Source organism: Cloacibacterium sp. Arc13, assembly GCF_041431305.1.
GTDB lineage: Bacteria > Bacteroidota > Bacteroidia > Flavobacteriales > Weeksellaceae > Cloacibacterium > Cloacibacterium caeni_B.
The window spans coordinates 1-24,811 of the sequence record NZ_JASMRM010000023.1; the positions used below are offsets into that span (position 1 = coordinate 1).

Sequence of the window (24,811 nt, forward strand, 5' to 3'; positions counted from 1 at the left end):
GTTTTTTTGTTGTACAACCTCAAAGATACTTTGAGTTACTTTAATTCCTTCTTATTTTTTTATTTAGGACGCTATTGGTAACAATTAAATATGTGAAAACTTTCTCCCACATATTGTACAATGACAAAACTGAAATTCCCTTAAAGAATCTAAAAACTTGAAATGTAATCTTATCATCTGGAATAGAGTTATGAAGAATAGCAAGTTTAATTTTTTTAGCTAAAAATACTGAAGCTCCATATTTACTGGCTTTTATTTCAGATATACTTCTAAATTTATTTACTGTGTCCTCGTATTTCAAATCATAAGCTTCATCATCAAGTGTATCTTTCATTTCTTCTTCATCAGGAAGAAACCAAAATGCACTACTATTTTCCTCAAGTGTTTTTTGAAATTTATTCAACATTGCGTGAGGCCATTCGTGATTAAAGTAATATAATTTGAGTTTTTCAGATTGAATTTTTAAACCATCATATTTTTTGTCCGAAAATGATAGATATTGTTCTTTTTCATTTTTAAAATTTAGTTCAGTAGTAATTTTTAATGGATTATCATTATGAAAGTATTTATTTTTAAGCCATTCAATAATATCATTTTGAGGTTCATCAACATTACTTACTACAATAAATATATCATCAACGTATCTACCATAATAAACAGGACTTGTTTTTTCTTTTAATTGTTTATCAAAATCACTTAAGAACCAATTTGCTATTACTCCCGAAGAAACCAGTCCAATTGGTAAAATTGGTAATTCATTGGTCGCTTTGGTTTTATTTGAACCGACAATTTCTGTATATTTTTCGGATATTTTTTGAACTATATCTGTCAAAGCATGACTTTCTTGTTTTAAATCATTTTTTAATTCAAGAAAATTTATACTACATGAATGAAAAAAGTTTTTAATATCTAAACTTAATAATAAAACATTATTTTGTTCGTCTATCAATTGTTTTGCTGCTTTAATTCCTTTATCTCTCCATTCTTGATATTTATCAAAATACTTTGTAAAAAGCATTTTCTCTGACTCTATTTTACCCGTAGATTTACTGATTGGTAAATGATATCCATAATTATCGTCACCAATTTTATGTTGTAAGTTAATACCTTCGGTAGTAATCCAAAGTGTTGAAATTATATGGAGTTCAATACTTCCTTTGAATAGTTGTGTAATTTTGTCTATTTGATAATTATTAGAATCTATATTTGAAATTAGAAGTGTTTTTAACTGTTCTTTTGGTCTAAACGATTTAGGAATTATAAAATAACTAATTTCACTAATTTTCTTTTCAAGAGATTCACTTAATGACCCAGTTTGTATATAAGTATTAATGTCATCAGTTAGTTTTTGAAAAATAGGTATTAGATCAATATTGTTTGCTTCAAATTCAGAAAGTTGTTTTCTTAAAAAAAGGTTGAAATTATCATAATAAATATATGCTTTTAATTTTGAATAAGCTTCAATTGTTTGTTCTATTGAAATCATTGTGTTCTTATTACGGAGTAAGATGGTTTTAAAATTGCTTCTAACAATCAAATAAACGAAAATAAATTACAAAACGCTTCTTTTAAATAATTTATAGGTTTGTAAATAATGGTAAGAATTTGTTTTGTTCGTAATTTGATTTTCAGTTTATTAGTTTTAACAAATATAAACAAAAAGCAGAAAATAAAATAAAGGAAAACCATAATTTTTATCTCGGTGGCTGAGCCTGTCGAAGCCACAGTGTAAAAAACTCCGAAGTTTCAATCTTCGGAGTTTTACATCTTTTTAAAAAATAAAGAAAAGATTGTGAAATAATTATTAATATTGCTTTTATAGCTTTTTACTCTGTTTTATTTAATGTCCAAATAATTGCTTTTTCTTTTGTAGCTCTGAAAATAGTAGTATGTTTTTCTTTTGGTTCATCGGAAAATTTCCATTTTAGATTAGCTTTATTTTCTTTTTTTAAGATGTTTGCTAATTCTTTTGTGAAAGGCGAAATGTCTTTTGCATTTGAACCAGCAAACCAAACTCGTTTTTCGTTTGATGGAAATTTAGATAAATGTTCTTTTGCTGTTCTTACTAAATAATGATTATTCCACCATAATGAAGGATCAAAAGCAATATAATGGTCAAACATTTGAGGTGTTAAAAAGAAGGTTTCCATTACAAATAAACCTGATGCAGATTCTCCAATGATGCTTTTTTCATTTGTAGTTCTATATCGTTTGTTAATTTCAGGAAAAAGTTCATCATTAATAAATGCTCTAAATTTTTCTGAACCACCAACAACTGCTGCGATTTCTTTGTCTTTTTCAATTTCTGTAAAACCTGTTAAATCCCTTCTTCTTTCAGTATTTTCAATTCCTACTAGAATTAAAGGTTTTATTTTCTTTTCTTTTATAAGTTTGGCCAATGTATTAGCAATGTGAGGAAAGTCTTCTTTTATCCCACCATCTGCCATATACATCACGGCTAATGAATCCTTATCATTCTTGTAGTTTGGAGGTGTCCAAACATTAATTATTCTTTCTTCACCCACTTTTTTGGATTGAATTTTAAAGGTTTCGTATTCTGGAATGGGGTCGGTGGGTTGAGATACGTTTGAACAACTTGCAAGTGCAATGATGATGAAAAGTAATTGGTTGTAAATGAATTTCATATTTTCAATTTAATCAGTTATTGTTTTTTTTCGGTGTCATCTATTCTTATAGAGTAATCTAAAACAAATATAAACAAAACTAAGGAAAACCGTAATTTTTATCTCAATTCGGTGGCTGAGCCTGTCGAAGCTACAACACAAATAAATCCGTTCGGAAAAAACATTTTAAAACACACCACGCTTTATCAATTCGCTTGCGAATTCCACTTTGCTTCCTTAAAAACATAAGAATAATAAATAACCTTTGCGTTTCAAAAAAAATTCAGAAGAAACCAAATAAAAAAAAATCCCAAGTCTTATGACTCAGGAGTTTTAAAGAATATTTGAATAAAGGGAGAGAAAATAAACGCCGTTTTAGTCATAATGGAACCTGCATTTGGCAATTAAAATTTGTTCTTCCTCGTATTTATAGATTAATCGGTGTTCCTCATCAATTCTTCGTGACCAAAATCCAGAATATTTGTGTTTTAAAGGTTCGGGTTTTCCGATTCCTTCAAACGGATTTCTCGCAATATCTTTTAGAAGTTCATTAATTCTTTTTAGCTTCTTTTTGTCTGTTTTCTGCCAATAAAGATAATCTTCCCAAGATTCATCTACGAAAATGTACTTCATTATTCTTCAATTAATGGTTTTTCAAATGAATTGCCTTGGTTAAGTTTTTCAATGGCAGCATCTAATCGCTTTTCATTGATACGTGATGATAATTCGTGATTGGTAGCCATTAAAGAATTGTATTCTTCAAGAGAAATAACCACAATCCCAGAATCTTTTCCACGATTTATGATAAGAGTTTCAAAATTCTTCGCCACTCGATCTAAATAATTTTTGATGTCTTTTCTGAAATCAGAAATGCTAGTTACAATCATTTTTGTACTTTTAATTGTACAAATATATGTACAAATTTTCATATTTGAAAATATCAGAATGTTTTTTTGAAGTTTTGTAATAAACACCGCAACCGCAAAAATCCTTTCGTGTGGTTTCAATTATACCAAACTTTAAACTATCTCGCTAATTTGTGATCATTTAGATATATATAAATTTAAACACTCGCTTCATCAATTCGCTAGCGAATTCCCACTTTGCTTCCTTAAAAAAGCAATTAAAGAATAAAACCTTTGCGTTTCAAAAATAATTCAGATTCCTAATCGTGAGCAAAAAACATAACCATGTCATTCTGAACGAAGCGTAGCATAGTGAAGAATCTCTTCAAAAAGCAAAATATTTCAACTTCACGACTTCACAACTCACAACTTCACGATTTTCCAATGTTCCTCAGAGTCCTCAAAAGCGCCATCATTTCACCACATCTCCGAGAACTTTGTGATAGAAAATATACAATCTCCACAAAGCTTCATAGCGAATGAATTTCGCCAACTTTGCTCCCTTAAAAAAGCAATTAAAGAATAAAAAATCTTTGCGTTTCAAAAAATAATAAAAAGGAACATACAATAAAATAATTTTCCACCTCGGTGGCTGAGCACAGACCCAAGGTCTGCGAACGAAGTTCACGAAGCCACATCATAAAAAAAGACTTACTAAAAATAAGTAAGCCTTTTGTTGTGAAAAACCTAAGTAATAATTATTCTGGTAAAATAACACCATCTACCACATGTACAATTCCGTTAGATGCAGGAACAGTGGCAATAATATTAACCGTTCCGTTGATGGTAGGTTTACCATTCACCATTTTAATAGTAATATTTTTACCGTCTACCATGCCTAATGATTGACCGTCAGTCATTTGTTCTGTTTTTATGACCCCTACATAAGTGTGATGTCCTAAAATGTCACCCAATTTACTGTTGTTTTCAGGTTTTAATAAATCATCAACTGTTCCAGCAGGTAATTTATCAAAAGCAGCATTTACAGGCGCAAAAACAGTAAATGGACCTGCATTACTGAGTGAAGTAGTGAGTCCCGCTGCTTCTACTGCGGTAACAAGGGTAGAAAGGTCTTTATTTCCTGCCGCTAATTTTACAATGGTAGGTGCAGAATCTTCGTCTACTACAGCTTCTTGACCACCAGCTACAGCTTCTGTAGAGGTTGAGGTTTCAGTGGTAGCCTCGGTTTTGTTGCAAGAGATAAGTCCTAAAGCAACACAAGAAAGGATTAGAAATGTCTTTTTCATATTTTTATAAAATTTTAAATAAAATTACGAGCAAACCCAGTCATGCTTTTATGATTGTAATCATAAAATAAAGGCTTGAAAACGTGAGATTTATCAGAGAATTGAAAAAGAGCTAAATTGATATTTTAAAAAAAAATCTTCCCAAAGAGGGAAGATCTACAAAAAAACACAAATGATGAAAATTATAAATCTTTCTTATTAAATTTGATATAAGAGAGCAGAAAAGGGACTGCAATCCAAATAAAGAGAATCACCATTGAAATTCCCATTCCGCCGCCTGAACCAAAAATATCTTTGAAAACTGCTCCAGAATAGCCGAGCATCGCTGAAATATTGAGTTGCAACAGCACGAAAATTCGAGCAAGACCAATAGGGTTTATCGCTGCCAATGTCGCCATAATTCCTTCAATAGGATAATCCGAAAATTGAAACATCAGAACCAGTAAAATACCATCATAAATTATAGCGAAAAACAACCATACAAAAATAGAAATGCCTATTCCTTTGGCTCGGTCTCTACTTCCAATCGAAGACAACATAGCAAATGCCGTGAAAATAACCGAAAGCATTACTCCAATGATAATAAGCGAAAACCCTGTTTCTAGAGAAGAATAGAGCAAAATAGGAACGCCACAACCAAGTAAATACGCCAGAATCAATGCAGAGGAAAGTCCGATAAAAATATTCAACCATATTTTACCTCTTGCAATGGGTTGACTGAGCAATAATTCTATAAATTGACTGCTGTTATACACATAAATCGTAGAAAAAATAATGCTTACGAGTGGAACCACCAATAAAACAATATTGAGCAAACTCAACGTAGCTTTGGTATAATTGCTGTCTAACCCCAGTACAGACCATGAAATAACAAAGAGGAGTAGGGTATACAACAAGACGATTTTATTCTTTAAAATGTCGAAAAAGATGAATTTTGCGATATTGTTCATGGCTTCATTTCCTTTAAAATACTGATGATACTTTCTGAGATTTTCTCGGTTTTTCTTTCGGTCATTAATTCTTCTACAGATTGGTGAACAATGACTTTTCCTTCATTCATGAAAACAATTTCACTCACAATATCATCCAATTCGCTCAAGAGGTGAGAGGTGATAATAATGAGTTTTCCTTTGTTTTTTTCTTTGATGATTTTATTTTTTAAAATTTCAGAAGCGAGAGGGTCTAAACCTGCCGTAGGCTCATCCAAAATTATAATCCCAGGATTGAATAAAAAAGCCAAAACAGCACTTACTTTTTGGGTAGTTCCCCCAGAAAGCGTGCGCATTTTTTTGTCGAAAATACTTTCCAGTTCGAAAGCTTCTAAAAGTTCAGTATCTAATTCGCTTTCAGAGACTTTTCGGGTATCTTTAATCATCTGAATGGTTTGCGCGATGGTCATATTCTCAGGATATCGACCAATTTGAGGCATGTAACCAATATTTTTTCGGTAGAGATAATGTTCTTTTACACTTTCATTATTGACCAAAATATCACCATCTTCTACTACATTTAATCCGAGAATACATTTAATAAGGGTAGTTTTTCCGCAACCATTGGGACCAATGAGTGCTACAGAATGCCCATCATTAAAGCGAATATTCACCTGATTAAGCGCAGTGAACTTATTGAATTTTTTGGTTAAATTTTTTATTTCAATCATAACTTTTTATAAAAATAATTTTTAAAATCACAAAACGGTGCATCAATTCACCATTCATCCTTCATCCTTCATCCTTCATCCTTCACTCCATCACAACTTCACAACTTCACAACTTCACAACTTCACAACTTTACAACTTTACAACTTTACAACTTCATCACTCCATCACAACTTCACGACTTCACGACTTCACGACTTCACAACTTTACGACTTTACAACTTTACAACTTTACAACTTTACAAATTCATCACTCCATAACTTCATCACCTCATCACCTCATTCGCTTTCATCTCCGGCTTCTCATCCACAAAATTCTCAGGAGTAAGACTTGGGATTAAGCGTTCGGAACGGTCTAGAATCTCCACAAAAAATGCTCTGTACAACAACATAATCATAGGATTTTGTTCTGAAAGCACGGAGTATAAACTCAAGGGATGAAAAGGAACATCGCCAATCTGGTCTTTGTCCAGATCATAACCTTCGTATTTGTCCCAGTGATTATTTTTAAAAATATTCATCACAAGACTTCCACTTGTGCTCACATCGAAAGTATTGTTCTCGAAATTGTTTTTCATCAAACGGTTTTCCATGCAATTGGCATTGAGTTTTATACCCCAACCGTTATTAGAAAACTGATTGTTGTAAAGGTCAACTTTAGAAGTGCCATCCATAAAAATGGCAGCCGTGTTGTTGTTGAAAATATTGTGCTTGATTTTACTGAACGTAAGGTCTTTAAGCAAAAGTCCATAAACGCCATCTCCCCAGTTATCGAGGAATTTATTTTTGTACATGCCTACATTTCGGCTGTACATTACAGCAACTCCAGCGTCATTATTCTTAAAAATATTTCCGGTGTAAACATTGTTATGCGCGAACATGAAGTGCAACCCATAACGTTTATTTTTCTCGGAAATATTTCTAAAAACAAAGGTGTTGTTGGCTTTTTCTAAGTAAATGCCGTCTTTGTGACCAGAAATGTAATTGTTTTTGATCCAGATTTCTGCACTGGACCAAACGTGAACGCCATCACCGATTAATTCTTGTGATTTCCCTCTATTGGTGGTGATTTTATTGTTTTGAATCAAACATTGATACCCTCTCTGAATGGTAATCCCGAAGTAATTGTTCTCGAAAATATTATTTTTAATGGTTGAAAACTGACTGTCATATAAACGAACAGCTCCTATGTTTTTCACTTCGTCTTCCCCAGAATTGATGATTTTAAAACCTTGCAAAAGAATTTTATTGGCTCTTAGTGAAACAATTTCGTACTTCATTTGACCATCCAAAACAGGTCTGCCGATTCCAATCAGGGCTATTGATTTTTGGATGTTGATGTTTCCTTCTCTGTAATGTCCTTTTTGCACCAAAATTGTATCGCCATTTTGAGCTTGAGCAAGGGCAGAGTTAATGGTTTTATAAGCCTGATTTTTACCTACCACAAGCGTTTTTGCTGAATGATAAACAAAATTCAGGAGGAAGAAAAAAGATAATATTTTGGTTAAATTTTTCAAGATGTTTCAAAAAAATAGGCTTTGCTAAAAATACTAAAATGAACTATTGGTATTGATTTTTTTTAAACGCAAAGCAATATAATATCAATATTATTATAGTGAGCAAAGTTTACGAATAAATTCGTTTAAAGCGTTCGCTTTATCAATTCGCTAGCGAATACCAACTTTGCTTGCTTAATGTTTTTATATTTTTTAATAAAAAACTTTGCGTTTCAAAAACATAAAAATTGACCATTGATTTTTTAAACGCAAAGCAATATAATATCAATACTATTATTATAGTGAGCAAAGTTTACGAATACATTCGTTTAAAGCGTTCGCTTTATGAATTCGCTAGCGAATACCAACTTTGCTTGCTTAATGTTTTTATATTTTTAATAAAAAACTTTGCGTTTCAAAAACATAAAAATTAATCATTTTTATAATGAATTACAATAGAAAATAATGTTTCTCACAAAGCCTAAAAGCTATAAGTTAAAGTGAAATTTATTGTTCTAGGAAGCTCGCTCCTAATTTTTGAGCTTCTTCTTGGGCTTTGGTTTTGTCGATAAAAGCAGCTACATTACCATTCATAGGGCTTTTTATGGCACCACCTGTGATTAGGGTTGCTTTTTCTAGTGGGAACAATTCATTGGTGAGAAAATCTGGCACATACAATTTGGCTTGACCTACTTGCTCTGCATTTTCGGTGGCATAACTTTGCATACAGTTAAGATCATCGAATTTATAGATTCTGCCTTTTTCTGTAATAAGTTCTGTAGCAAATTTAGGGTCTTCTATTCCCATTTTGCAAAGTTCACACTGGTCTTTCCCGAAGTTTATTTTTTCTGGACCTTTCGGTGAACAAGAAAAAAATATACCTAAAGAAATGATTCCTAGAATGTTAAATAAATTTTTCATTTTTACATTATTTATTAGAAGATTTTATTTCTAAATAAGATAAAACAACAAGGATAATTCCTACACCAAACATAATCCAGCCACCAATATCAGGATAAGAATACGCACCGAAGTTCAGAAGTTGTTTAAAGCCGAAAAGTGGTGGTTGGTAACTCATGCCCGGAACTACAATCGCTGCATTTGGATTGAGGTTATGCCCATAATCGTACTCCCAAAGATAGAAATCTACCATGAAAGCTACTCCAAAGATAAGAAATAAAGCGGCAAAGAAATATAGCCATTTCTTATTATTGAGAAATACGGTGAGAAACGCCAACGCTGCAAAGAATCCTAATGCATAAGGTAAAATTTTAAATTCCCAAAAATCTTCCTGATGAATTTCTTTCATCCCGATGTAATGGTTCAGTCCATTGATAATTTCGTAGTCTCCTGTGATTTTGTTGGCATGGAGAAACATACCTAATCCTTCTGGATATTGAGGAGCTTCTAGATAAATGGCCCATAAAGGAACGAAGATGCTGATGATTAATCCAATTCCGCTTGTAATAAGCAAAATTTTAGAGAGTTTGGATAATGAATTATTTTTCATTGTTTTTAGATTGTAATAAGAAGTTCTTATAGAGTGTAACTTTTGTTACAGAAGTAAAAAAGGGCAGTAGAAACTGCCCTTTTAGAAATTTATTTTGTTACTGCTGTTTTCACAGGGCTTTTAGCGTTATCCGCTTTATTATTGAGGCTGTAAGTAAGAGGAACATTGCTTCCTGCTGGAGAAACTCTTACGTATCCTTGCATTTCTTGGTGCAATGCAGAACAGAAGTCTGTACAATACATTGGGTACATTCCTGCTTTTTTAGGAACCCATTTTAGGGTAGAAGTTTCACCTGGCATAATCAATAATTCAGCATTTTGATTGCCTTTGATAGCGAAACCATGCGGTACATCCCAGTCTTGTTCTAAGTTGGTCACGTGGAAGTACACTTCGTCACCTACTTTGATACCTTCGATATTATCTGGAGCAAAGTGCGAACGGATAGAAGTCATGTAAACATGTACTTTATTGCCTTGTCTTACCACTTTAGATTCTGCTTCACCTTTGGTGGCATAAGGGTGTTTGTTGTCTGCAATATTGTAGAACTTCACCTGTTGGTCTTTGATAAGAGAAGCGGGAACAGCTTGTGCATAGTGTGGCTCACCAAAAGTAGGGAAGTCTAATAAGAGTTTCATCTTATCTCCACTAATGTCATACAACTGTGCAGATTGGGTTAATTCTGGACCTGTTGGTAAGAATCTGTCTTTTGTAATTTTATTATAAGCAACGAGATATTTACCGTAAGGTTTTTTAGTATCACCACCTACTACCATTAAGTGACCTACTGAGTAGAAAGTTGGTTGTCTGTCTAAAACTTTTAATGTTTTAATATCCCATTTCACCACTTCAGAAGAAACGAAGAATGAAGTATAAGCATTTCCTTTTCCGTCAAATTCTGTGTGTAATGGCCCTAAACCTGGTTTTTGAACTTCACCGTATAGAGTAGATTCATATTTTAAGATTGGGATTCCATCATATTCACCTGCAAATTCTTTGTTTTCAATGGCTTTAAGCATTTTGCTAAAGCTGTGTACTGGGATAAGAGCAGCTAATTTACCAGAACCTACAATGTATTCACCAGTTGGGTCTACGTCACAACCGTGAGGTGATTTAGGAGTTGGCATGAAATAGCAAATATCTTTTAATTCTTTAGCAGAAAGTACAGTCACTTCTTGCTCCATTTTAGAGGTAGCAGTTTGAGTTTTTTCATCAAATTTATTGTGAGCATACTGCGTTTTTACTTTTCTACCTTTACCCGCTTTTAGATATTCTTCAGCTTTTTTCCAGTTTACCGCCATGATAAAGTCTTTATCATTTTGAGAAGCATTAACCTCTAATAAAGTATTTGCTTGTTCTGAATTATAGCAAGAGAAGAAGAACCAACCGTGAGATTTTCCTTTACCAGCGTGAGAAAGGTCAAAGTTTACACCCGGAGCTTCTATCTGGAAAGATAAATTCATATCACCAGTTTCTTTATTAACTCCGATAAAAGAAATTACTCCTTTGAAGTTTTCTTTGAAAGAATTAATAGGAACGTCACCATTCATGTCATCTGTAGGAACAGCAAAACGAGTACCTGCCACTACATATTCTGTATTTTCGGTAATAAATGGAGAAGAGTGGTTACCAGCAGAGTTCGGCAATTCTATAATTTCCTCTGTTCTGAAGGTTTTAAGGTTTACTCTTGCCACACGTGGCGTGTTATTCGCATTCGCAAAAATCCATCTTCCGTCTTGTTCACCATTTGTTTGAGATAATTCTAAGTGGTGTTGGTCATCCCAAGGAATAAAACCGTGAGAAGTTTCTAACATAGGTTTAGTTTCTTCACTGTAACCATACCCATTTTCTGGATTTACAGAGAAAATAGGAACTACTTTCAATAATCTTCCACTCGGTAAACCATAAACGTTCATTTGTCCGTTAAAACCACCACTCACGAAATTGTATACCTCATCATATTTTCCAGGAGCTACATATACTTTTTCTGCGGCGTCACCACTTACAGCGGTTTCTGTACCTTTGGGTTTACAACTGCCTAAAAATGCTAATGAAGCAAAGGCCGAAATACCAAATAACTGAATAATTTTCATATATTTATTTTTATAGTCTATCTAAATTATTTTGCACCGTCGATTTCTCTCATGTACTCTAGAATTTGTCTTGCTTCAGTTTCATTAAGCCCTTGGTTTGGCATTCTCACTAAACAAATCTCTAGTTGTTTTTGTAATTCTGGGTCTACACTAATCATAGGATCTGGATTGCTGATGAAGTTCATAATCCAATGTGGAGTTTGTCTTGTAGTCACTCCTTTCCATCCTGGACCTACTAATTTTTCTTCTGTAGGTTTATGACAAGAAGTACATTTTACTTCTGCTACTTTCTTACCTTCAGCAGCCATAGCAGCGTCAAATTTGCTCACATCTACGTTGCTTTCGTCATATTTACCTAAACCTCTTTTCGGATCGTATTGTCCTGATTCAGATGATGCACTAGTTTCCGTAGCAGTAGCAGATGATTCTGTAGATGAGGTAGATGCAGAAGCGTCTGCAGGCTTGTCATTACCACAGGAAACCATCGCGAAAGCCATCATAGGAAGAATTAGAAATTTCAAATTTTTCATATATTTTTATTTTTAATATTAATTTGATAACAAATTTAACGTTGTTTAACAGTTGGGATTTATGACTTGAGTCATAAAATAAACATGACATTTATTAGCAAATTTGCACCTGTAAAACAGAAGAGCATTTTTGTGATTATTTTTTAAAATAATGACGGCTCTTATAGTGGACTCATTTCTTTCAAAAAAATAGTACTGAATCAATATGAAAAATAATTGGATAATCTTAGCAATGTTCGCTTTCTTGATTTCTTGTAACAAAGAATCATCGACCACAGAAAATTCGCCGGTGATAAGTGATAAAAATTCTAAAGAAGTTTCTTTAAAACAAGAGGCAAAAACATTGACCAATGATAAAGGAGAAACCATAGTGGTAACCTATTTTGCCGAAGGAATCGACCTTGCGATGACCCTTAAGAAAAATGATGAAGAAGAACACAAATTGCTGGCAAAAGGAACAAATCCAAAAGGCGAACCTATTTTTACAGACGGTTTTTATGCTTGGGAACTGTCTGATGATGGAAATTCAGGAAGACTCACAGACAAGCAAGGAAATGTTAGTGTTTTCAAATAAATAGCTTTATTACGTTGTTTAAAAAATCCTCAAATTGATTTCAATTTGAGGATTTTGTTTTTGTTATAGAATGCGACATTGGCTTCATGTTTTATCTTTTTTAAAAACTATTTTCTAAAAAAAAAGGAGTGGTGCAACAGTTAAGGTTGTTATGCGGTAGTGCTTATTCTTTATCAAGTTGCCTTTGAAATTCACTCAAATATTTTGCAATGTGGAAACCATCAACTAACTCGATGTCGCGTATTTGTAATCCGTGACTATTACTATTTTATAATTATTTTTTTTCAATGCGGATTTGTAATCCGTGACTCTTACTATATTTTGTGGTTACCTCGATGTCGCGGATTTGTAATCCGTGACTACTATTGTCTTGTAAGCCGTGACTATATTGTTTTTCTCGATGTTTTATAATCAGTGACTCTTACTATATTTTGTGGTTATCCCAACCCATGAAAACGACTTCTACATCTAAAGCACTATCTAAATCAGCATAATTTCTTGCAGAGCTAAAATAATAATTTTCTGCTTCCGTTACAATCTTTTCTTTTACAGGATTTTCATGTATGTACTTTATTTTTTCCTTTATCCAATGGTTTGAAAAAATTTCTTCTGCGTGATAGCCATCTTGCCAAACTTTGTATTGCTGTGGTCGTGATAAATGTTCGCAAGCTTTGCTAAAATACTCTAACAGCCATTCTCTTCTGCTTTCTGGTTCGTCTTGTATGGTTTGAATTATTTTTTTAGAAGTATATTTTTTGAAATCTCGCATAATTTCTGATAATGTTAAATCTCCATCTGCTCTGCAAAATAAATGCAAATGACTGTGCATAAGGCAATATGCAAATACAACAAGTCCTTTATTTTTTTGACAATACTTGAGTGCATCTATGATTAAATGTTTTTGTGGCAATCTTGTGAATACATCTACCCAACCTACTGTGGTAATAGTAATGAAATATGCCTGTGAAATTTCAGTGGCTTTGTATTTGGTTGACATTATTAGTTTTGAGTAAAAATAATAAAAAAAACAGCAACAAAAAAGTGGCTGTTTTTTTAATGATTAATCATCTATTATTTTTTAGTATAGTCACGGATTACAAATCCGCGACATCGGGAATTAGTTTATTTATAATGCTATTTTGTGATTATTTCTTTTTAATTTTTCAATCAATTTTAATAAAGCTTCTCTGTTTTTGGCCTCGTTGTAAATCTAGGGTAGTTTTTAATTTTTAATTCAACTATTTGTATTTGTGAAATTTGCTGGCTACTCTTTAATGATAATTAAGATTACTATGATACTTGTCTTTTAATTCTATGTGACAAATTATTTTAATTGGACAACTCGAAAACCTAATACTGAATCTATGTTTTTGGGATTAGCAATTTGACGATCTGTTATCAAACAATCTTTAGCCTTTTGTTCAATAGACCCTCCTCTAATAACACGCCAAAAACCAGAAGAAGGTCCTTTTGGATTATCAATTTGACTATCTAAATAATTACAATAATACCAATCACTGCACCATTCAAATACATTACCGCTCATATCATAGATACCAAGTTCATTAGGCTCTTTTTTTCCTACTGGTTGTAACTCATTATATAAACCTGGCATATTACCCGAAATCCAAGCAACTTTATTAATATCATCACTACCACTGTATTTATAATTTTTACTTTTATTCCCCCCTTTTGCTGCATACTCCCACTCAGCCTCTGTAGGCAATCTACAAATACCTCCTATTTTTTTTTCTAACCACTTGCAGTAACTTAAGGCATCATCATACGTAATGTACACCATTGGTTTTTCATCTTCCCATATATGATCCCAGGCTCTTGCTTTTGGGAAATCACGATTAGTCTCTTGACAAAAAACTCTAAATTGTTTAACTGTAATTTCGTATTTACTTATGGAAAAGCTATTCAATTTTATGTTACGAACAGGAAAATTATCACTACTCTTACTCTCTATACCCATTTTAAAAACTCCTCCTTCAACATAAATCATTTCTGGAATTTTATCTACATTATATAAGTTATCTTCTAGATTTATATCGTGTAATTTAAAAGATGAAGTAATGATATGAAACATTGGAAATGCTAGCATTAATAAACTTATTTTAAATTTTTTCATATTTTTATATTTAATTTTATTTTTGACATAAAAATTGTTTTTAATTATTAAGATGTTTGTGTTTATAAAATTTAGCTCCAAAAGCTTTTACAATGTAAAACAATTTTAAGTTTTCCTTTACTGGTGTACTTCCTATACCAAATTCTAACCAATATTCTATATCCTCATACACATAATCCATGGCGTTCATCCCGTCGATTTCATCTACCAAATCTAACGGATAACGATACACCGTAACGGCTCGCTCAAAAAAATCTAGGTTTCCTGTAGCGACTGCAACTTTTAGCAGTGAGATTTCTTTTTTGGCTGTTCGAATGGTATCACAAACCAAGCAGCAAGAACAACGAGTAACATACAAATGAATTTTTTCTATAAAGAAAATATCACTGTCGGCTTCATAATCGGCTTGGGCTAATCGGGCTAATTCTTGTTCATACTCATAAGTGTATAGGGATTCTTCGTCTTCTACTAATCTATTGCTTTCTAAAGCTCTACATAAAATAGCATATCCCGTTCTTTTCGTATTACACTTAAATTCAGAATATTCAGCTTTAAGGTTAGCTTTGTAAGTCAGTGTTGGATTAGCAGTTGTTTTGGCAGTGGTTACCAAGCGAAAACCAGCACTATAAATCGCACGATTAGTCGCTCTGTAATTGCGTTGTATGTTGGTGCTGTTGGTTTCAAAACTCATACTGCTACCTCCTTTAAGTACACGGTGGCTTCCTTCTGTTATTTTACCTGCTACAGTAGTGCCCACATACCAATCGCTGCACCATTCCCAGGCATTGCCCGTCATGTCAAAAAGCCCGAGTTCGTTGGGTTTCTTTTGTCCTACGGCTTGCATTTGGTAGTTGGCATTTTTGTAATACCACGCCACTTGGTTGATGTCGTTGCTACCGGCATAGGTGTAGCCTTTGGATTGTGTACCTCCGTTGGCTGCAAATTCCCATTCGGCTTCGGTGGGCAAGCGGTAAGTAACGCCCAAAGTTTTACTCAACCATTGGCAATAGGCAATCGCATCATTGTAAGATACATTTACTATGGGGTGTTGGTCGTTCCAACCCCAATAGGGTGCTTCGGGCATGGCTCTGTTGGTGGCGGTGCAAAAAGTTTTGTATTCACCTACGGTTACTTCGTAACGGCTCATGCTAAAATCAGCAACCGTTTCGGCATGTGCCCATTTTTTATCTTCGGCTCCATTGCCCATGATAAATGAACCTCCTTTTACAAAAACCATATTGGGTGATGGAGGATTGGTAGTAGCCAAAAGATTGGTATAAACAACTACCATTAATGCGATTAAAGTGCATTTCAGTATTTTCATGTTTTTATTCAATAGTTGTGGTGGATGGGTATTTGTAATGGCGAGCACCTTTAGATTTTAATAATTTATAGATTTTTTTTAACTCACTTAATGTTGTAGAGCTTGGATTATTCTTTTGATAATATAAAAAATCTTCTAGTACAAAATCCAAAATTGTCATTGAATCTTTAGTTCCGATTATGTTTAAAGGATAGTTATAAATAGTAACTGCATTAGTTAAATATTCCCAATCTATTGTTGCTACAGCTAATTTTAAAAGACTTATTTGCTTTTTGTTAGATAAACCTGGGTCGCATAAAATCCAATTTGAACTTTTGTTAATAAATGCTGTTGTTTTAACAATAAAAAGTTCTTCACCATCTTTATCAAGGTCTGCATTGGATAGGTTTGCCAGTTCTTTTTCGTACTTATAAGATAAACCAGATTTATCATTTTCATTTAAAGGTGATTTATTTTCACTACAGACACATAGAGTGGCATATTTTCTATAATCGTCCGAAACTTCAATCTTATCAAAATCAATTGCTTTTCCATGTTTTCCAAAATCTACGGTAAGGGTTTTGCCATTGAAAACACTGTTGTTTTGGGTAAAATCGGGCAAACGAAAAAAGCCTTGAGTAATACCTTCAACTTTAATTACTACGGTTCGTTCTATAACATCTGTTTTAAACAAATTTTCTGGAAAGGGCGTTATGCTTCCTAACTTAACTTCATAATTTCCTTTGGTAATAGCAACGTTTTTATGTGTTTCTCTCCAAAGAATATCGTTTAGGTTATACACCGTATATTCTAAGGTTTTTGTACCTCTAAAGTTTTCATTTACATCGGATAACTTACCCAGAAAAGTGAATTGTTGTAGCTTTTGAGCTTGAATATGTGTAGTTACAAAACTCAGCAATAAGATAACTATTAATCGCATACTTACTTCTTTTTCAATTTCTCAATCAGTTTTAATAAAGCCGCTCTGTTTTTGGCTTCGTGGTAAAACTTGGGTAGTTTTTCTAAAAGCGTAAAATGCGTGCGGTCTTTGTGCTCGCGCAATTTGGCACCGATGTATTGTTCTAAATACAACAAATGGGCTTCGTTGTAGGCAAAGAAAATATCATTTTTAAATGGAGCGTAATACCATAGTGTCACATCAAAATAAGCACTGGCCTCTGCTTTATAATGAGCAGTATAACCCAAATAGGTTAGTAAACTGTCTTTTATTTCATGGAAGCCACAATACGAGCAAGTAAGTTTAGCTTTTTTCTCTTCATAGTCTACAGTTGCCCTTGCTTTTTTGTTGCATTTGGGACAAACCACTGCTACTTCCTCTTGGAAATGAGTAAGTCGAAAATTTTGATCTTGAAAGCGTTGAGACATGCCAAATGAATTAAATTACACTAATTTACTGATTTTACTCCTATTTTTTTGTAAGGATAAAAATATTCTGTTCTACTACTGTTTTTTAGGTGTTCTTTTCTGCTCTTCTAGTTTCTCAATTTTACAATAATAGTATATTTTATCTACTAGTGGAGGGATGTTTTTATTGAGATAAAAACTTTCCGTTGGGCTTTTACCATTTTGGTTGATGTCTTCATGATATAAAATGATGGATTGCAATATAAAATGAAGCGTTGTTTTTAATTGCGTTAGTTCTTTTTTGTTTTTTATAATAGCAGTTGCATTGCGTTCAAAAATTGCTTCCTGTGAGGAAGCAAGCTTTATAAACTGTTTCAATTGCGCTATTTTTTCTTCCCCTGTTTGCTCTTCATTGATACAGTGCTTCACGTTCAGCAAATAGTCTTTTACTTGGAACAAACTATCTATCGCACTTCTATTTTGTGCCAAAGAAAAATTTCCTAACAATAAAATAAATACTATTATTGCTTTTTTTATCATGTTATTTATTTTGAATTACATTTATGAAAACTTATTCGGTTTATTAAATAGGATATTTTGACACTTATTACTATAATAATGTTGCAAAAGAAATAAAAACCATAATATTCAAAATAACTTATTCAAATTTTTCAGGACTTATAGCAATAAAAAATCTTCCGTCTTTTGAAATGTACATGTTAATATTTTTAGAAAAAAGGTTAGGAGTTTTAAAATTAATATCTCTTATATTGTCTGAATTTTCAGTAGAGTCAGTTATTTCACTATACTCTTTGAAATTTTCTTTTACTTTTTTAGCTAACAAGTCAATAATACGTTCGTTTATTGTAGCTGCTTCTTTAATAATTACGTATTGCGAAGGGTAACTAATTTCTTTATCAAATAAATACTCAAGCATTATAGTTGTCGTACCAAGATTTTTTGACTGTTGTGTTGAGTAGTATCGAGACATAATACTATTTTCATCATCTTTTTGTTGATCTATCAAATTGCCCTTTACTTTAGACCATTTCGCCGCTACAATTTCTTTAATATGTTTTAGAAAATCATCTGCTTTTTTTTCTAGATAGGTTTCAATTGGTTTTTGTCTTAATAGTAATTCATTTGCCAAATGGTTTTTTCCATTGGGATACATTTCATTAATAGACTTGTTAAATTCTTCATCTGAATTTATAGGAAAAGTACTTATTGTTGCTATGTTTTCAGTAGCTGCACCAGCATATACTGAACTTGTTTCCAGTTTTGTTCTCTCCACATGTCCGTTTGTGAAATTTGACTTCTCATCAAAGGTCAATTTATACGTGAATAATCCAAGAATATCTTTGCCTTTGATGACACGAGTTCCATTTTTTGGATAAATTTCGATTGTAAAACCTGTAGATTCTCCATTAATGTTGAAGGTATATTTAAACATGGCATTTGTGTCAAACTCGATGATATTTACATTAGCTTTATTATCTGTAGATTTCATCCTTACGGTAACGGGCATAAGTAAGCCCGGTTCTCTATAAGTAGTAGCATTGGAAGCTATTAAATCGTCCTGGAAAATAAGCATTTCATGTTGGATTCCGTCATATTTCCAACTTAATAATTGTACTAATTTGAAATCTACACTTGCTTGACCAAATGCAGGAATTGCTTGCAAAATCATAAATATGGTAATCAATAATTTTGAATTCCGTTTTAAAATTGTTTTCATTCGCATTGTTGTTGTATTTATTTATGAACTTGCAAACTCGTTTTTATTATACGAAGTTTTTTTTGTTTACATATCCAATAAGTTTGTGATTGGATAAATTTATAATAACTTATGGTCAAATCATTCTAATGAGACTTGCTAAATATAAATTATTTTTCCTTAATAATATAAAATTTATTCACAATAAACTCTGAATTGATATTCTCTATTGGTGTAGGGGTCTATTTCAGAAAATCTACCTACACCTCTGTTTTTGGCGTACCATGAATTTCGTTCTCGAACCCAGTTTTCTACATTCTTTACAACTCCCTCAGATAGAGAAGATTTAGAAAAAAATCCTTTTTGCCATTTATCATTAGCGTAACTCCATACTTCTGCTGTCTTTCGAGGACAGTTTCCACTAGCCTCGTTAAAACCAGAAGAAAACTCTCTCATTGCATTGCAGGAAATCAATGTCAATGAAATTGCTATAATGAATATTCTATTGAATTGTTTAAATTTTGTTTTCATATTTTTATCTTTTTTATTTTTAGTCATACCAAGGTCCCTTTTCAATTTTGTAGCCAGCTTTTTTAAAGGCATTTATTAATTCATCGGCTAGGTATTCGTTATCCTTTAGCGATACAAAATGCGTTCTAAACAAATCAACTTTTCGGGAAGATTTGATGTAGCCGCCATCTTCAAAATATTCTTGACGGACCACCTGCACTGTATCAGGTGCCGTTTCAAAAAAGATTCCTATATCTTTGGTTACGGCTCTAATGTCTTGTAAAGCGACTTTTTGTTGCTCTAGATAATATCCTTTTTCATAAGCAAAATGGTGTTTGGTGATATAAAGAAGAGTATCCTTTTTTACCGCCAGTTCGGTAACCTCTAAGCTGTCGAGGTCCTGTTTCATTAGGCCTATTTCGTTACCTAAACTATCAATCTCTACTTGTATCATTTTTCGAGCTTTGTTCTCTTGTTGCAAGGCTTTTTGCAGAAGCTGGGTGATGGTGGTGGTTTGGGCGGAAAGACTATTGGCTAGGAATGTAGCCAATAGTATTACTATGTATTTTGATTTTATCATTTTTTCAAAAAATCAAATAAACCAAGCGGCAATTAGTATGTAATCAAATCTTTGAGATGTTGGCCCGGGAATGGGACAACCTAAACCTACAACTTGACCTGGAAAAGTATTGTAGATGCGGCTTTCGGTTCTGGGTCTATTATTATACATCCATCTTACTTCTATTGTTACACCAATTTTTTTGTCGTTACTTTTGTTTCTGAGGTTCAAATATGGAACTCCAAAAGTTCCGCAAGGGTTACCAGCAATAATTTCAATGTAGTTTCTTGCCTCTTCAAATGTACCATTTCCTTCTACAAAAGAATTTCTTGTGCTATTTTCAACTTCTGTAAAATCGGGCAGTTCTTTTTCAATATTTTCCATAATTGATTAATTTAATTCCCAAAAGGGTCATTTTTAGCTTGTTCTTCTTTTTCTAATTTGCTTAAATGGTTTAATGCTTTTACTAGCCTTTCCCGAACGCCTTCTTGATTTAAATAAGGAAACAAAACATAACTTACAGATTGTGTAGTGCCATAACGGCTAAATCCTTCTTTATTACAATTGCTGTCAATGCGACCATCTCTTAAAATACTGTTGTTAGGAAATTTAATGAATAGTACACTTACAGGAGAGTCGATCGCAACACCATCCCAATCAGCAATGCTTTCCATTTTTGCCCAATTGATTTTGTAAAATTCATAACCCAAAGAACAATAGCCGTCTGTTAATGAAGTCATACTATATTTAAAGTCTGAAGTATTGTAAAATTCAAATCCGTTAAAATAACCTGTGATTTTATAGTCTACTCCACTCCTTTTTAACTCGAAATTATAAGTACTTACAAAAACTTTTTCTAAATATTCTTTAGTAGTTTTCTTATCAGGTTGCGTTTGAGCGTAACTATTGCTTACAAATATTAGTGTAAGTACAATAAAAATTGTGTTTAATGTTTTCATAATTTATTTTATTATTAAGTTAAATAAATTTTCAGCATCACTTTCAACTGATACTGCAATGTATTCAGGCCTGTATCTAAAAACCGCAAATAATGTCCCTTCGTTCCGACCTTTACCAGCAATAGTCATTCTTAAACCTGCTGAACTGCCATCTGCCTTTATATCGCGTCCCTTATCCGTGTCTTCAATTCTTACCCATTCAGGTTTTGTATAAAAAGAAGGTAGTGGGGCATTCACATATTTATATCCACAATCTTTTTTTCCTCCACTAGATCCTTTTGTACAAGAATTTGTTACAGAAAGTTCAACAGATTTACTCTCATATTCTGCTTTTCGTTCAATTTTAAATTTTGATTTTATCTTATTTAATTCTGTTGTTAATAGCTGTAGTTTTTCAGATAATGTTAAATCTGTTCTTGATTCTATGCTAGAGTAAATCATTTTATATTGCGATTTATATATTTCTAAATAAGACTCAAATGGTTTAACTTCATAAGTTTGTTGAGCAGAACTCAAAGAGAAATTTAATATAAAACCAATTAATAAAAAAAAATTCAAAGTTTTCATGTTTTTTATTTATTACAAGAAGTTGAAAAATCATTTATTATCAAAGGATTCCATTTATAATTAAAATCGGCAATAATTTTAGTTCTTGCTTTTGAAGCTTCTTCATAACTTATATAGGGACCACGAACATTATGAGCATTTAGCCCAGTAAAGCCTCTGTTTTTACTATAATAGGCTTTGTAATGTTCATGAAAGTCATTAAATACTCCTGTGTTAGCAGCAGGGCAGTCAGCTTCAATTTTAACTACATTACCAACGACAGGTTGTCCACCTGATTTTCCGTACTGATGTTCCCATGCTACAGGGACAAAATATTCGTAAGTGGTTTGTGCTTGAACTTTGTTAAACGCCATTGCTGTAAAGCATAAAACAAGCAAGGCAATTGATTTTTTTAGATTTGTTTTCATTGTTATTATATTTAACTCTTTAAAAAATTATTGTCTTGTATAAGTCGTTCCGTTAGCATTAAATGAGCGTTTATCATCTGCCATTACTATGTTTACTTTTCCATCTTCTTTTCTGTAGTTGCTTTGTGGCATATGCATGTAATTGACTCCTAACCATTTGTTTTCACCTTGGTGTTTTAAATTTCTAAATTTAAAAGCTACCATTCTGGCACTTTGTGGCCAACCGCTATTGCCTACATCTATAACCAAGGCATCACTACCTTCTACAAATTTGGCAGTACCCGTAATACTTACAATCATACCATCACTGCGTTTCCATTCTCCATCTAAGTCACTGGCTTTAAACGCTTGTGCACATACCGCGCTACTCATGAGCATCCCTACGAATAGGAATAGAATTTTAATTGTTTTCATTATTGTTAATTTAATGTGGTTTATTATTACTTAAAAAATGGTGTAAAATTTTTGATTAGACAAAGAAGTTTCGTGAACTGCTAAAAAAAATACCAGAGCAGAAGTATTCTAAAAAAATATTGCTTACAAATTATTGTAATGAAAAAAGTTATAACTGTTTTTTTTAATGTAAAATACTGTTATTCAATAATTATAACGGCTAACAAAAATAACTATAAAAGAATAATTTTGACAATACCTATTTGTAGGTATTATTTAATTTCAATTTGAAAATGGTTTATATCCGTTCACAAACCAACATAATTTTGCACACTTTGTCTTCTCCCTCATCCCTCATCCCTCATCCTTCATCCTTCATCCTTCATCCTTCATCCTTCATACCTCATCCCTCATCACATCACCACATCATCCCTCATACCTCATACCTCATAATTCATCCCTCATACCTCATCAACTTTACGATTTCACCCCTTCATTCCTCATCACACCAACCTTCTCAAATGCTCTACAGCTTTTAATATCGTTTCTGGCTTTTTACTGAAGCAGAATCTAATCATTCCCGTGTTTCTTTGGTCTTGGTAAAACGAACAAAGCGGTATCGTGGCAACTTGGTGTTCTTTCGTGAGCCAAATGCAGAATTCCTTGTCAGGTAAGTTAGAAATGTTCTCATAACTGGCAATCTGGAAGTAACTTCCCTCGGATTTTTCCTTAAAAGTAAAAGGCAAATCTTTAAATTGAGCCAAAAAGAAATCTCTTTTTTCCTGCAAATACTGTTGATTTTTTTCAGGATTAAAAACCTCTAAATATTTCGACAAAGCATATTGAGCAGGAGTATTCACGCTAAAACTAATGTACTGATGCACTTTTCTAAAAGCTTTGGTCAATTCTTCACAAGCCAAAACATACCCAACTTTCCAACCCGTGAGATGAAACATTTTCCCAAAAGAAAAGATGGCAAAACTCCTGTTTCTAAGTTCCGCATGATGAAAAACACTGTAAAATTCAGCGGTATCAAAGGTAATCAAATCATACACTTCATCGGAGATAACGATGATGTCGGTGTCTTTGATGATTTGATACAGTTTTTCAAAATCTTCTTTTCTCCAAATTTTTCCCGTAGGATTATGTGGGGAATTGATGAGGATAGCTTTGGTTTTTTCAGTAATTGCTCCTTTTATTCTCTCAAAATCGGGTAAAAAGTCTTCATTCAAAGAAACCAAAATAGGCTTTGCACCATTCATTTCAATAGAAGGAATGTAGCTGTCATAAGCAGGTTCCAGCACAATGACTTCATCGCCAATTTCTAAAATCGCAGAAAGCGCGGTGTAAATTCCATAACTCGCTCCTGGCGTAATCGTAATTTCCGAAGCGGTAAAATCTATCGGATTTTTTCTGGCATGATTAAACGTGATGAGGTTTTCTATCAACGCAGGAAATCCAAAACTAGGAGCGTATTGATTAAAATTTTTATTCGTTCCTTCTGCAAGAAACTTCTTCAAAGCCTCATCTATGTCATCATCAGGAAAACCTTGAGACAGATTCACCGCTCCAAATCGGTTAGCAAGTGCCGTCATTTCAGAAAAGATGGTAATTTCGGCTCCGTGATGTTTTATAGGTAATTTCATTTTGATAGTTTATTCAAAAATAATCTTTTTTCCCTTCAATCAACCTCCTTTTTAATCAAATCTTCACCAACTACACCCCGCATCCCTCATCCCTCAACCCGCGCCCCGCATTCCGCACCTCACACTCATAACTCACCACTTACTCCTTCACAACTCATCAACTTTACAACTTTACGATTTTACCCCTTACCCTTTATCCCTAATCCAGAACATCTCCGATGTTCCTCAGAGCCCTCAAAAACACAATCATTTCACTCCCTCTCCGAGAACTTTGTGATAAAAAAAAGACTGTTTAAATAACAATTTCCATAAAGCTTCATAGCGAATGAATTTCGCCAACTTAGCTCACTTAAAAAGAAAAGAATCATAAAAAAATCTTTGCGTTTCAAAAAATTCACTTCTACCACCAGAATCCTTTCACGTAGTTTTTCAATTTAATAAACAATCTCTCATTCCTACATAACTCATAACCCATAACTCATAACCACATTTTCAAATTCTCGCACTCCTTCACAACTCATCAACTTTACGACTTTACGATGTCACGTCCTAAAAAAAGTTTACACTTTTTATATTAATACTAAAATTCGTTTACAGTTCAAATATAATTCTAAAAT

The 24,811-nt window shown here is 32.9% G+C and carries 28 protein-coding genes; 1 reads left to right on the forward strand and 27 read right to left on the reverse strand.

The features are described from left to right. Positions 1-40: 40 nt before the first annotated feature. The 12 genes from QO190_RS12645 to QO190_RS12700 form a co-directional block, all read right to left on the reverse strand. The gene (locus QO190_RS12645) at positions 41-1,486 is read right to left on the reverse strand and encodes an RNA-directed DNA polymerase (protein WP_371463650.1); all 1,446 of its coding nucleotides are present in this window, start codon (positions 1,484-1,486) and stop codon (positions 41-43) included. Positions 1,487-1,826: 340 nt separating this feature from the next. Continuing rightward, positions 1,827-2,645, reverse strand: a complete 819-nt coding sequence (locus QO190_RS12650) for an alpha/beta hydrolase (RefSeq protein WP_371463649.1) — start codon at positions 2,643-2,645, stop codon at positions 1,827-1,829. 354 nt (positions 2,646-2,999) lie between these two features. Next, entirely contained in the window at positions 3,000-3,257 is a 258-nt protein-coding gene (locus QO190_RS12655) for a Txe/YoeB family addiction module toxin (protein ID WP_069796459.1), read from the reverse strand. Continuing rightward, entirely contained in the window at positions 3,257-3,511 is a 255-nt protein-coding gene (locus QO190_RS12660) for a type II toxin-antitoxin system Phd/YefM family antitoxin (protein ID WP_069796458.1), read from the reverse strand. The genes QO190_RS12655 and QO190_RS12660 overlap by 1 nt, the downstream gene beginning before the upstream one ends. Positions 3,512-4,227: 716 nt before the next feature. Beyond that, positions 4,228-4,776 carry a fasciclin domain-containing protein gene (locus QO190_RS12665; RefSeq protein ID WP_371463647.1) on the reverse strand — a complete coding sequence of 183 codons (549 nt, stop codon included), beginning with the start codon at positions 4,774-4,776 and terminating at the stop codon, positions 4,228-4,230. Positions 4,777-4,958: 182 nt separating this feature from the next. Further along, positions 4,959-5,726, reverse strand: coding sequence for an ABC transporter permease subunit (locus QO190_RS12670; RefSeq protein ID WP_371463645.1), 768 nt, complete (start codon positions 5,724-5,726; stop codon positions 4,959-4,961). Beyond that, the gene (locus QO190_RS12675; protein WP_213189403.1) at positions 5,723-6,436 is read right to left on the reverse strand and encodes an ABC transporter ATP-binding protein; all 714 of its coding nucleotides are present in this window, start codon (positions 6,434-6,436) and stop codon (positions 5,723-5,725) included. Before QO190_RS12675 ends, QO190_RS12670 begins: the two co-directional genes overlap by 4 nt. 264 nt (positions 6,437-6,700) lie before the next feature. Next, positions 6,701-7,951: a nitrous oxide reductase family maturation protein NosD gene (gene nosD / locus QO190_RS12680; RefSeq protein ID WP_371463640.1), complete on the reverse strand. Its 1,251-nt coding sequence runs from the start codon at positions 7,949-7,951 to the stop codon at positions 6,701-6,703. A 486-nt stretch (positions 7,952-8,437) separates the two neighbouring features. Further along, positions 8,438-8,851 carry a nitrous oxide reductase accessory protein NosL gene (locus QO190_RS12685; protein ID WP_371463638.1) on the reverse strand — a complete coding sequence of 138 codons (414 nt, stop codon included), beginning with the start codon at positions 8,849-8,851 and terminating at the stop codon, positions 8,438-8,440. Positions 8,852-8,858: 7 nt separating this feature from the next. Further along, complete coding sequence (locus tag QO190_RS12690) at positions 8,859-9,440, reverse strand: hypothetical protein (RefSeq protein WP_069796445.1); 582 nt, start codon at positions 9,438-9,440, stop codon at positions 8,859-8,861. A gap of 89 nt (positions 9,441-9,529) precedes the next feature. Next, entirely contained in the window at positions 9,530-11,530 is a 2,001-nt protein-coding gene (gene nosZ / locus QO190_RS12695; RefSeq protein WP_371463636.1) for a Sec-dependent nitrous-oxide reductase, read from the reverse strand. A gap of 26 nt (positions 11,531-11,556) precedes the next feature. Further along, positions 11,557-12,060: a cytochrome c family protein gene (locus QO190_RS12700; protein WP_371463634.1), complete on the reverse strand. Its 504-nt coding sequence runs from the start codon at positions 12,058-12,060 to the stop codon at positions 11,557-11,559. A 205-nt stretch (positions 12,061-12,265) separates the two neighbouring features. Between QO190_RS12700 and QO190_RS12705 the strand changes: the two genes are divergently transcribed. Further along, on the forward strand, positions 12,266-12,634 hold the full coding sequence (locus QO190_RS12705; protein ID WP_104793572.1) for a hypothetical protein: 369 nt from the start codon (positions 12,266-12,268) through the stop codon (positions 12,632-12,634). A 424-nt stretch (positions 12,635-13,058) separates the two neighbouring features. On the opposite strand, the gene QO190_RS12710 is transcribed toward QO190_RS12705, so the two are convergent. The 15 genes from QO190_RS12710 to QO190_RS12780 all read right to left on the reverse strand — a co-directional run bounded on the left by QO190_RS12710 (position 13,059) and on the right by QO190_RS12780 (position 24,194). Further along, entirely contained in the window at positions 13,059-13,631 is a 573-nt protein-coding gene (locus QO190_RS12710; protein ID WP_371463632.1) for a transposase, read from the reverse strand. A gap of 327 nt (positions 13,632-13,958) precedes the next feature. Continuing rightward, positions 13,959-14,768 carry a formylglycine-generating enzyme family protein gene (locus QO190_RS12715; RefSeq protein ID WP_371463630.1) on the reverse strand — a complete coding sequence of 270 codons (810 nt, stop codon included), beginning with the start codon at positions 14,766-14,768 and terminating at the stop codon, positions 13,959-13,961. A gap of 40 nt (positions 14,769-14,808) precedes the next feature. Beyond that, a complete protein-coding gene (locus QO190_RS12720; protein ID WP_371463629.1) occupies positions 14,809-16,092 on the reverse strand; it encodes a formylglycine-generating enzyme family protein in 1,284 nt (427 codons plus the stop codon). Positions 16,093-16,096: 4 nt separating this feature from the next. Next, on the reverse strand, positions 16,097-17,011 hold the full coding sequence (locus QO190_RS12725; protein ID WP_371463627.1) for a hypothetical protein: 915 nt from the start codon (positions 17,009-17,011) through the stop codon (positions 16,097-16,099). A 2-nt stretch (positions 17,012-17,013) separates the two neighbouring features. Then, complete coding sequence (locus QO190_RS12730) at positions 17,014-17,457, reverse strand: hypothetical protein (protein WP_371463625.1); 444 nt, start codon at positions 17,455-17,457, stop codon at positions 17,014-17,016. 75 nt (positions 17,458-17,532) lie between these two features. After that, positions 17,533-17,976, reverse strand: a complete 444-nt coding sequence (locus QO190_RS12735) for a hypothetical protein (RefSeq protein ID WP_371463623.1) — start codon at positions 17,974-17,976, stop codon at positions 17,533-17,535. Between the two features lie 118 nt (positions 17,977-18,094). Next, a complete protein-coding gene (locus QO190_RS12740) occupies positions 18,095-19,174 on the reverse strand; it encodes a hypothetical protein (RefSeq protein ID WP_371463621.1) in 1,080 nt (359 codons plus the stop codon). A 174-nt stretch (positions 19,175-19,348) separates the two neighbouring features. Continuing rightward, positions 19,349-19,684, reverse strand: coding sequence for a hypothetical protein (locus QO190_RS12745; protein WP_371463620.1), 336 nt, complete (start codon positions 19,682-19,684; stop codon positions 19,349-19,351). A 19-nt stretch (positions 19,685-19,703) separates the two neighbouring features. Further along, on the reverse strand, positions 19,704-20,243 hold the full coding sequence (locus QO190_RS12750) for a hypothetical protein (protein WP_371463619.1): 540 nt from the start codon (positions 20,241-20,243) through the stop codon (positions 19,704-19,706). A 12-nt stretch (positions 20,244-20,255) separates the two neighbouring features. Further along, positions 20,256-20,606 carry a hypothetical protein gene (locus QO190_RS12755; RefSeq protein ID WP_371463617.1) on the reverse strand — a complete coding sequence of 117 codons (351 nt, stop codon included), beginning with the start codon at positions 20,604-20,606 and terminating at the stop codon, positions 20,256-20,258. Positions 20,607-20,617: 11 nt separating this feature from the next. Further along, on the reverse strand, positions 20,618-21,181 hold the full coding sequence (locus tag QO190_RS12760) for a hypothetical protein (protein WP_371463616.1): 564 nt from the start codon (positions 21,179-21,181) through the stop codon (positions 20,618-20,620). Positions 21,182-21,184: 3 nt separating this feature from the next. Beyond that, positions 21,185-21,748 carry a hypothetical protein gene (locus QO190_RS12765; RefSeq protein ID WP_371463614.1) on the reverse strand — a complete coding sequence of 188 codons (564 nt, stop codon included), beginning with the start codon at positions 21,746-21,748 and terminating at the stop codon, positions 21,185-21,187. Between the two features lie 5 nt (positions 21,749-21,753). Then, positions 21,754-22,155, reverse strand: coding sequence for a hypothetical protein (locus QO190_RS12770; protein WP_371463612.1), 402 nt, complete (start codon positions 22,153-22,155; stop codon positions 21,754-21,756). A gap of 27 nt (positions 22,156-22,182) precedes the next feature. After that, entirely contained in the window at positions 22,183-22,569 is a 387-nt protein-coding gene (locus QO190_RS12775) for a hypothetical protein (protein WP_371463611.1), read from the reverse strand. 482 nt (positions 22,570-23,051) lie between these two features. Next, complete coding sequence (locus QO190_RS12780; RefSeq protein ID WP_371463609.1) at positions 23,052-24,194, reverse strand: methionine aminotransferase; 1,143 nt, start codon at positions 24,192-24,194, stop codon at positions 23,052-23,054. Positions 24,195-24,811 lie beyond the last annotated feature (617 nt).

Bases quoted from the DNA above. Each gene is read 5' to 3' on its own strand.
- QO190_RS12690 (WP_069796445.1), bottom strand. From the start codon at position 9,440: ATGAAAAATAATTCATTATCCAAACTCTCTAAAATTTTGCTTATTACA.
- QO190_RS12685 (WP_371463638.1), bottom strand. From the start codon at position 8,851: ATGAAAAATTTATTTAACATTCTAGGAATCATTTCTTTAGGTATATTT.
- QO190_RS12665 (WP_371463647.1), bottom strand. From the start codon at position 4,776: ATGAAAAAGACATTTCTAATCCTTTCTTGTGTTGCTTTAGGACTTATC.
- QO190_RS12755 (WP_371463617.1), bottom strand. From the start codon at position 20,606: ATGGAAAATATTGAAAAAGAACTGCCCGATTTTACAGAAGTTGAAAAT.
- nosZ (WP_371463636.1), bottom strand. From the start codon at position 11,530: ATGAAAATTATTCAGTTATTTGGTATTTCGGCCTTTGCTTCATTAGCA.
- QO190_RS12670 (WP_371463645.1), bottom strand. From the start codon at position 5,726: ATGAACAATATCGCAAAATTCATCTTTTTCGACATTTTAAAGAATAAA.
- QO190_RS12775 (WP_371463611.1), bottom strand. From the start codon at position 22,569: ATGAAAACAATTAAAATTCTATTCCTATTCGTAGGGATGCTCATGAGT.
- QO190_RS12740 (WP_371463621.1), bottom strand. From the start codon at position 19,174: ATGAAAACAATTTTAAAACGGAATTCAAAATTATTGATTACCATATTT.
- QO190_RS12655 (WP_069796459.1), bottom strand. From the start codon at position 3,257: ATGAAGTACATTTTCGTAGATGAATCTTGGGAAGATTATCTTTATTGG.
- QO190_RS12675 (WP_213189403.1), bottom strand. From the start codon at position 6,436: ATGATTGAAATAAAAAATTTAACCAAAAAATTCAATAAGTTCACTGCG.
- QO190_RS12705 (WP_104793572.1), top strand. From the start codon at position 12,266: ATGAAAAATAATTGGATAATCTTAGCAATGTTCGCTTTCTTGATTTCT.
- QO190_RS12770 (WP_371463612.1), bottom strand. From the start codon at position 22,155: ATGAAAACAAATCTAAAAAAATCAATTGCCTTGCTTGTTTTATGCTTT.
- QO190_RS12735 (WP_371463623.1), bottom strand. From the start codon at position 17,976: ATGATAAAAAAAGCAATAATAGTATTTATTTTATTGTTAGGAAATTTT.
- QO190_RS12650 (WP_371463649.1), bottom strand. From the start codon at position 2,645: ATGAAATTCATTTACAACCAATTACTTTTCATCATCATTGCACTTGCA.
- QO190_RS12725 (WP_371463627.1), bottom strand. From the start codon at position 17,011: ATGCGATTAATAGTTATCTTATTGCTGAGTTTTGTAACTACACATATT.
- QO190_RS12645 (WP_371463650.1), bottom strand. From the start codon at position 1,486: ATGATTTCAATAGAACAAACAATTGAAGCTTATTCAAAATTAAAAGCA.
- QO190_RS12760 (WP_371463616.1), bottom strand. From the start codon at position 21,181: ATGAAAACATTAAACACAATTTTTATTGTACTTACACTAATATTTGTA.
- QO190_RS12730 (WP_371463625.1), bottom strand. From the start codon at position 17,457: ATGTCTCAACGCTTTCAAGATCAAAATTTTCGACTTACTCATTTCCAA.
- QO190_RS12780 (WP_371463609.1), bottom strand. From the start codon at position 24,194: ATGAAATTACCTATAAAACATCACGGAGCCGAAATTACCATCTTTTCT.
- QO190_RS12700 (WP_371463634.1), bottom strand. From the start codon at position 12,060: ATGAAAAATTTGAAATTTCTAATTCTTCCTATGATGGCTTTCGCGATG.
- QO190_RS12765 (WP_371463614.1), bottom strand. From the start codon at position 21,748: ATGAAAACTTTGAATTTTTTTTTATTAATTGGTTTTATATTAAATTTC.
- QO190_RS12710 (WP_371463632.1), bottom strand. From the start codon at position 13,631: ATGTCAACCAAATACAAAGCCACTGAAATTTCACAGGCATATTTCATT.
- QO190_RS12720 (WP_371463629.1), bottom strand. From the start codon at position 16,092: ATGAAAATACTGAAATGCACTTTAATCGCATTAATGGTAGTTGTTTAT.
- QO190_RS12750 (WP_371463619.1), bottom strand. From the start codon at position 20,243: ATGATAAAATCAAAATACATAGTAATACTATTGGCTACATTCCTAGCC.
- QO190_RS12745 (WP_371463620.1), bottom strand. From the start codon at position 19,684: ATGAAAACAAAATTTAAACAATTCAATAGAATATTCATTATAGCAATT.
- QO190_RS12660 (WP_069796458.1), bottom strand. From the start codon at position 3,511: ATGATTGTAACTAGCATTTCTGATTTCAGAAAAGACATCAAAAATTAT.
- QO190_RS12715 (WP_371463630.1), bottom strand. From the start codon at position 14,768: ATGAAAAAATTTAAAATAAGTTTATTAATGCTAGCATTTCCAATGTTT.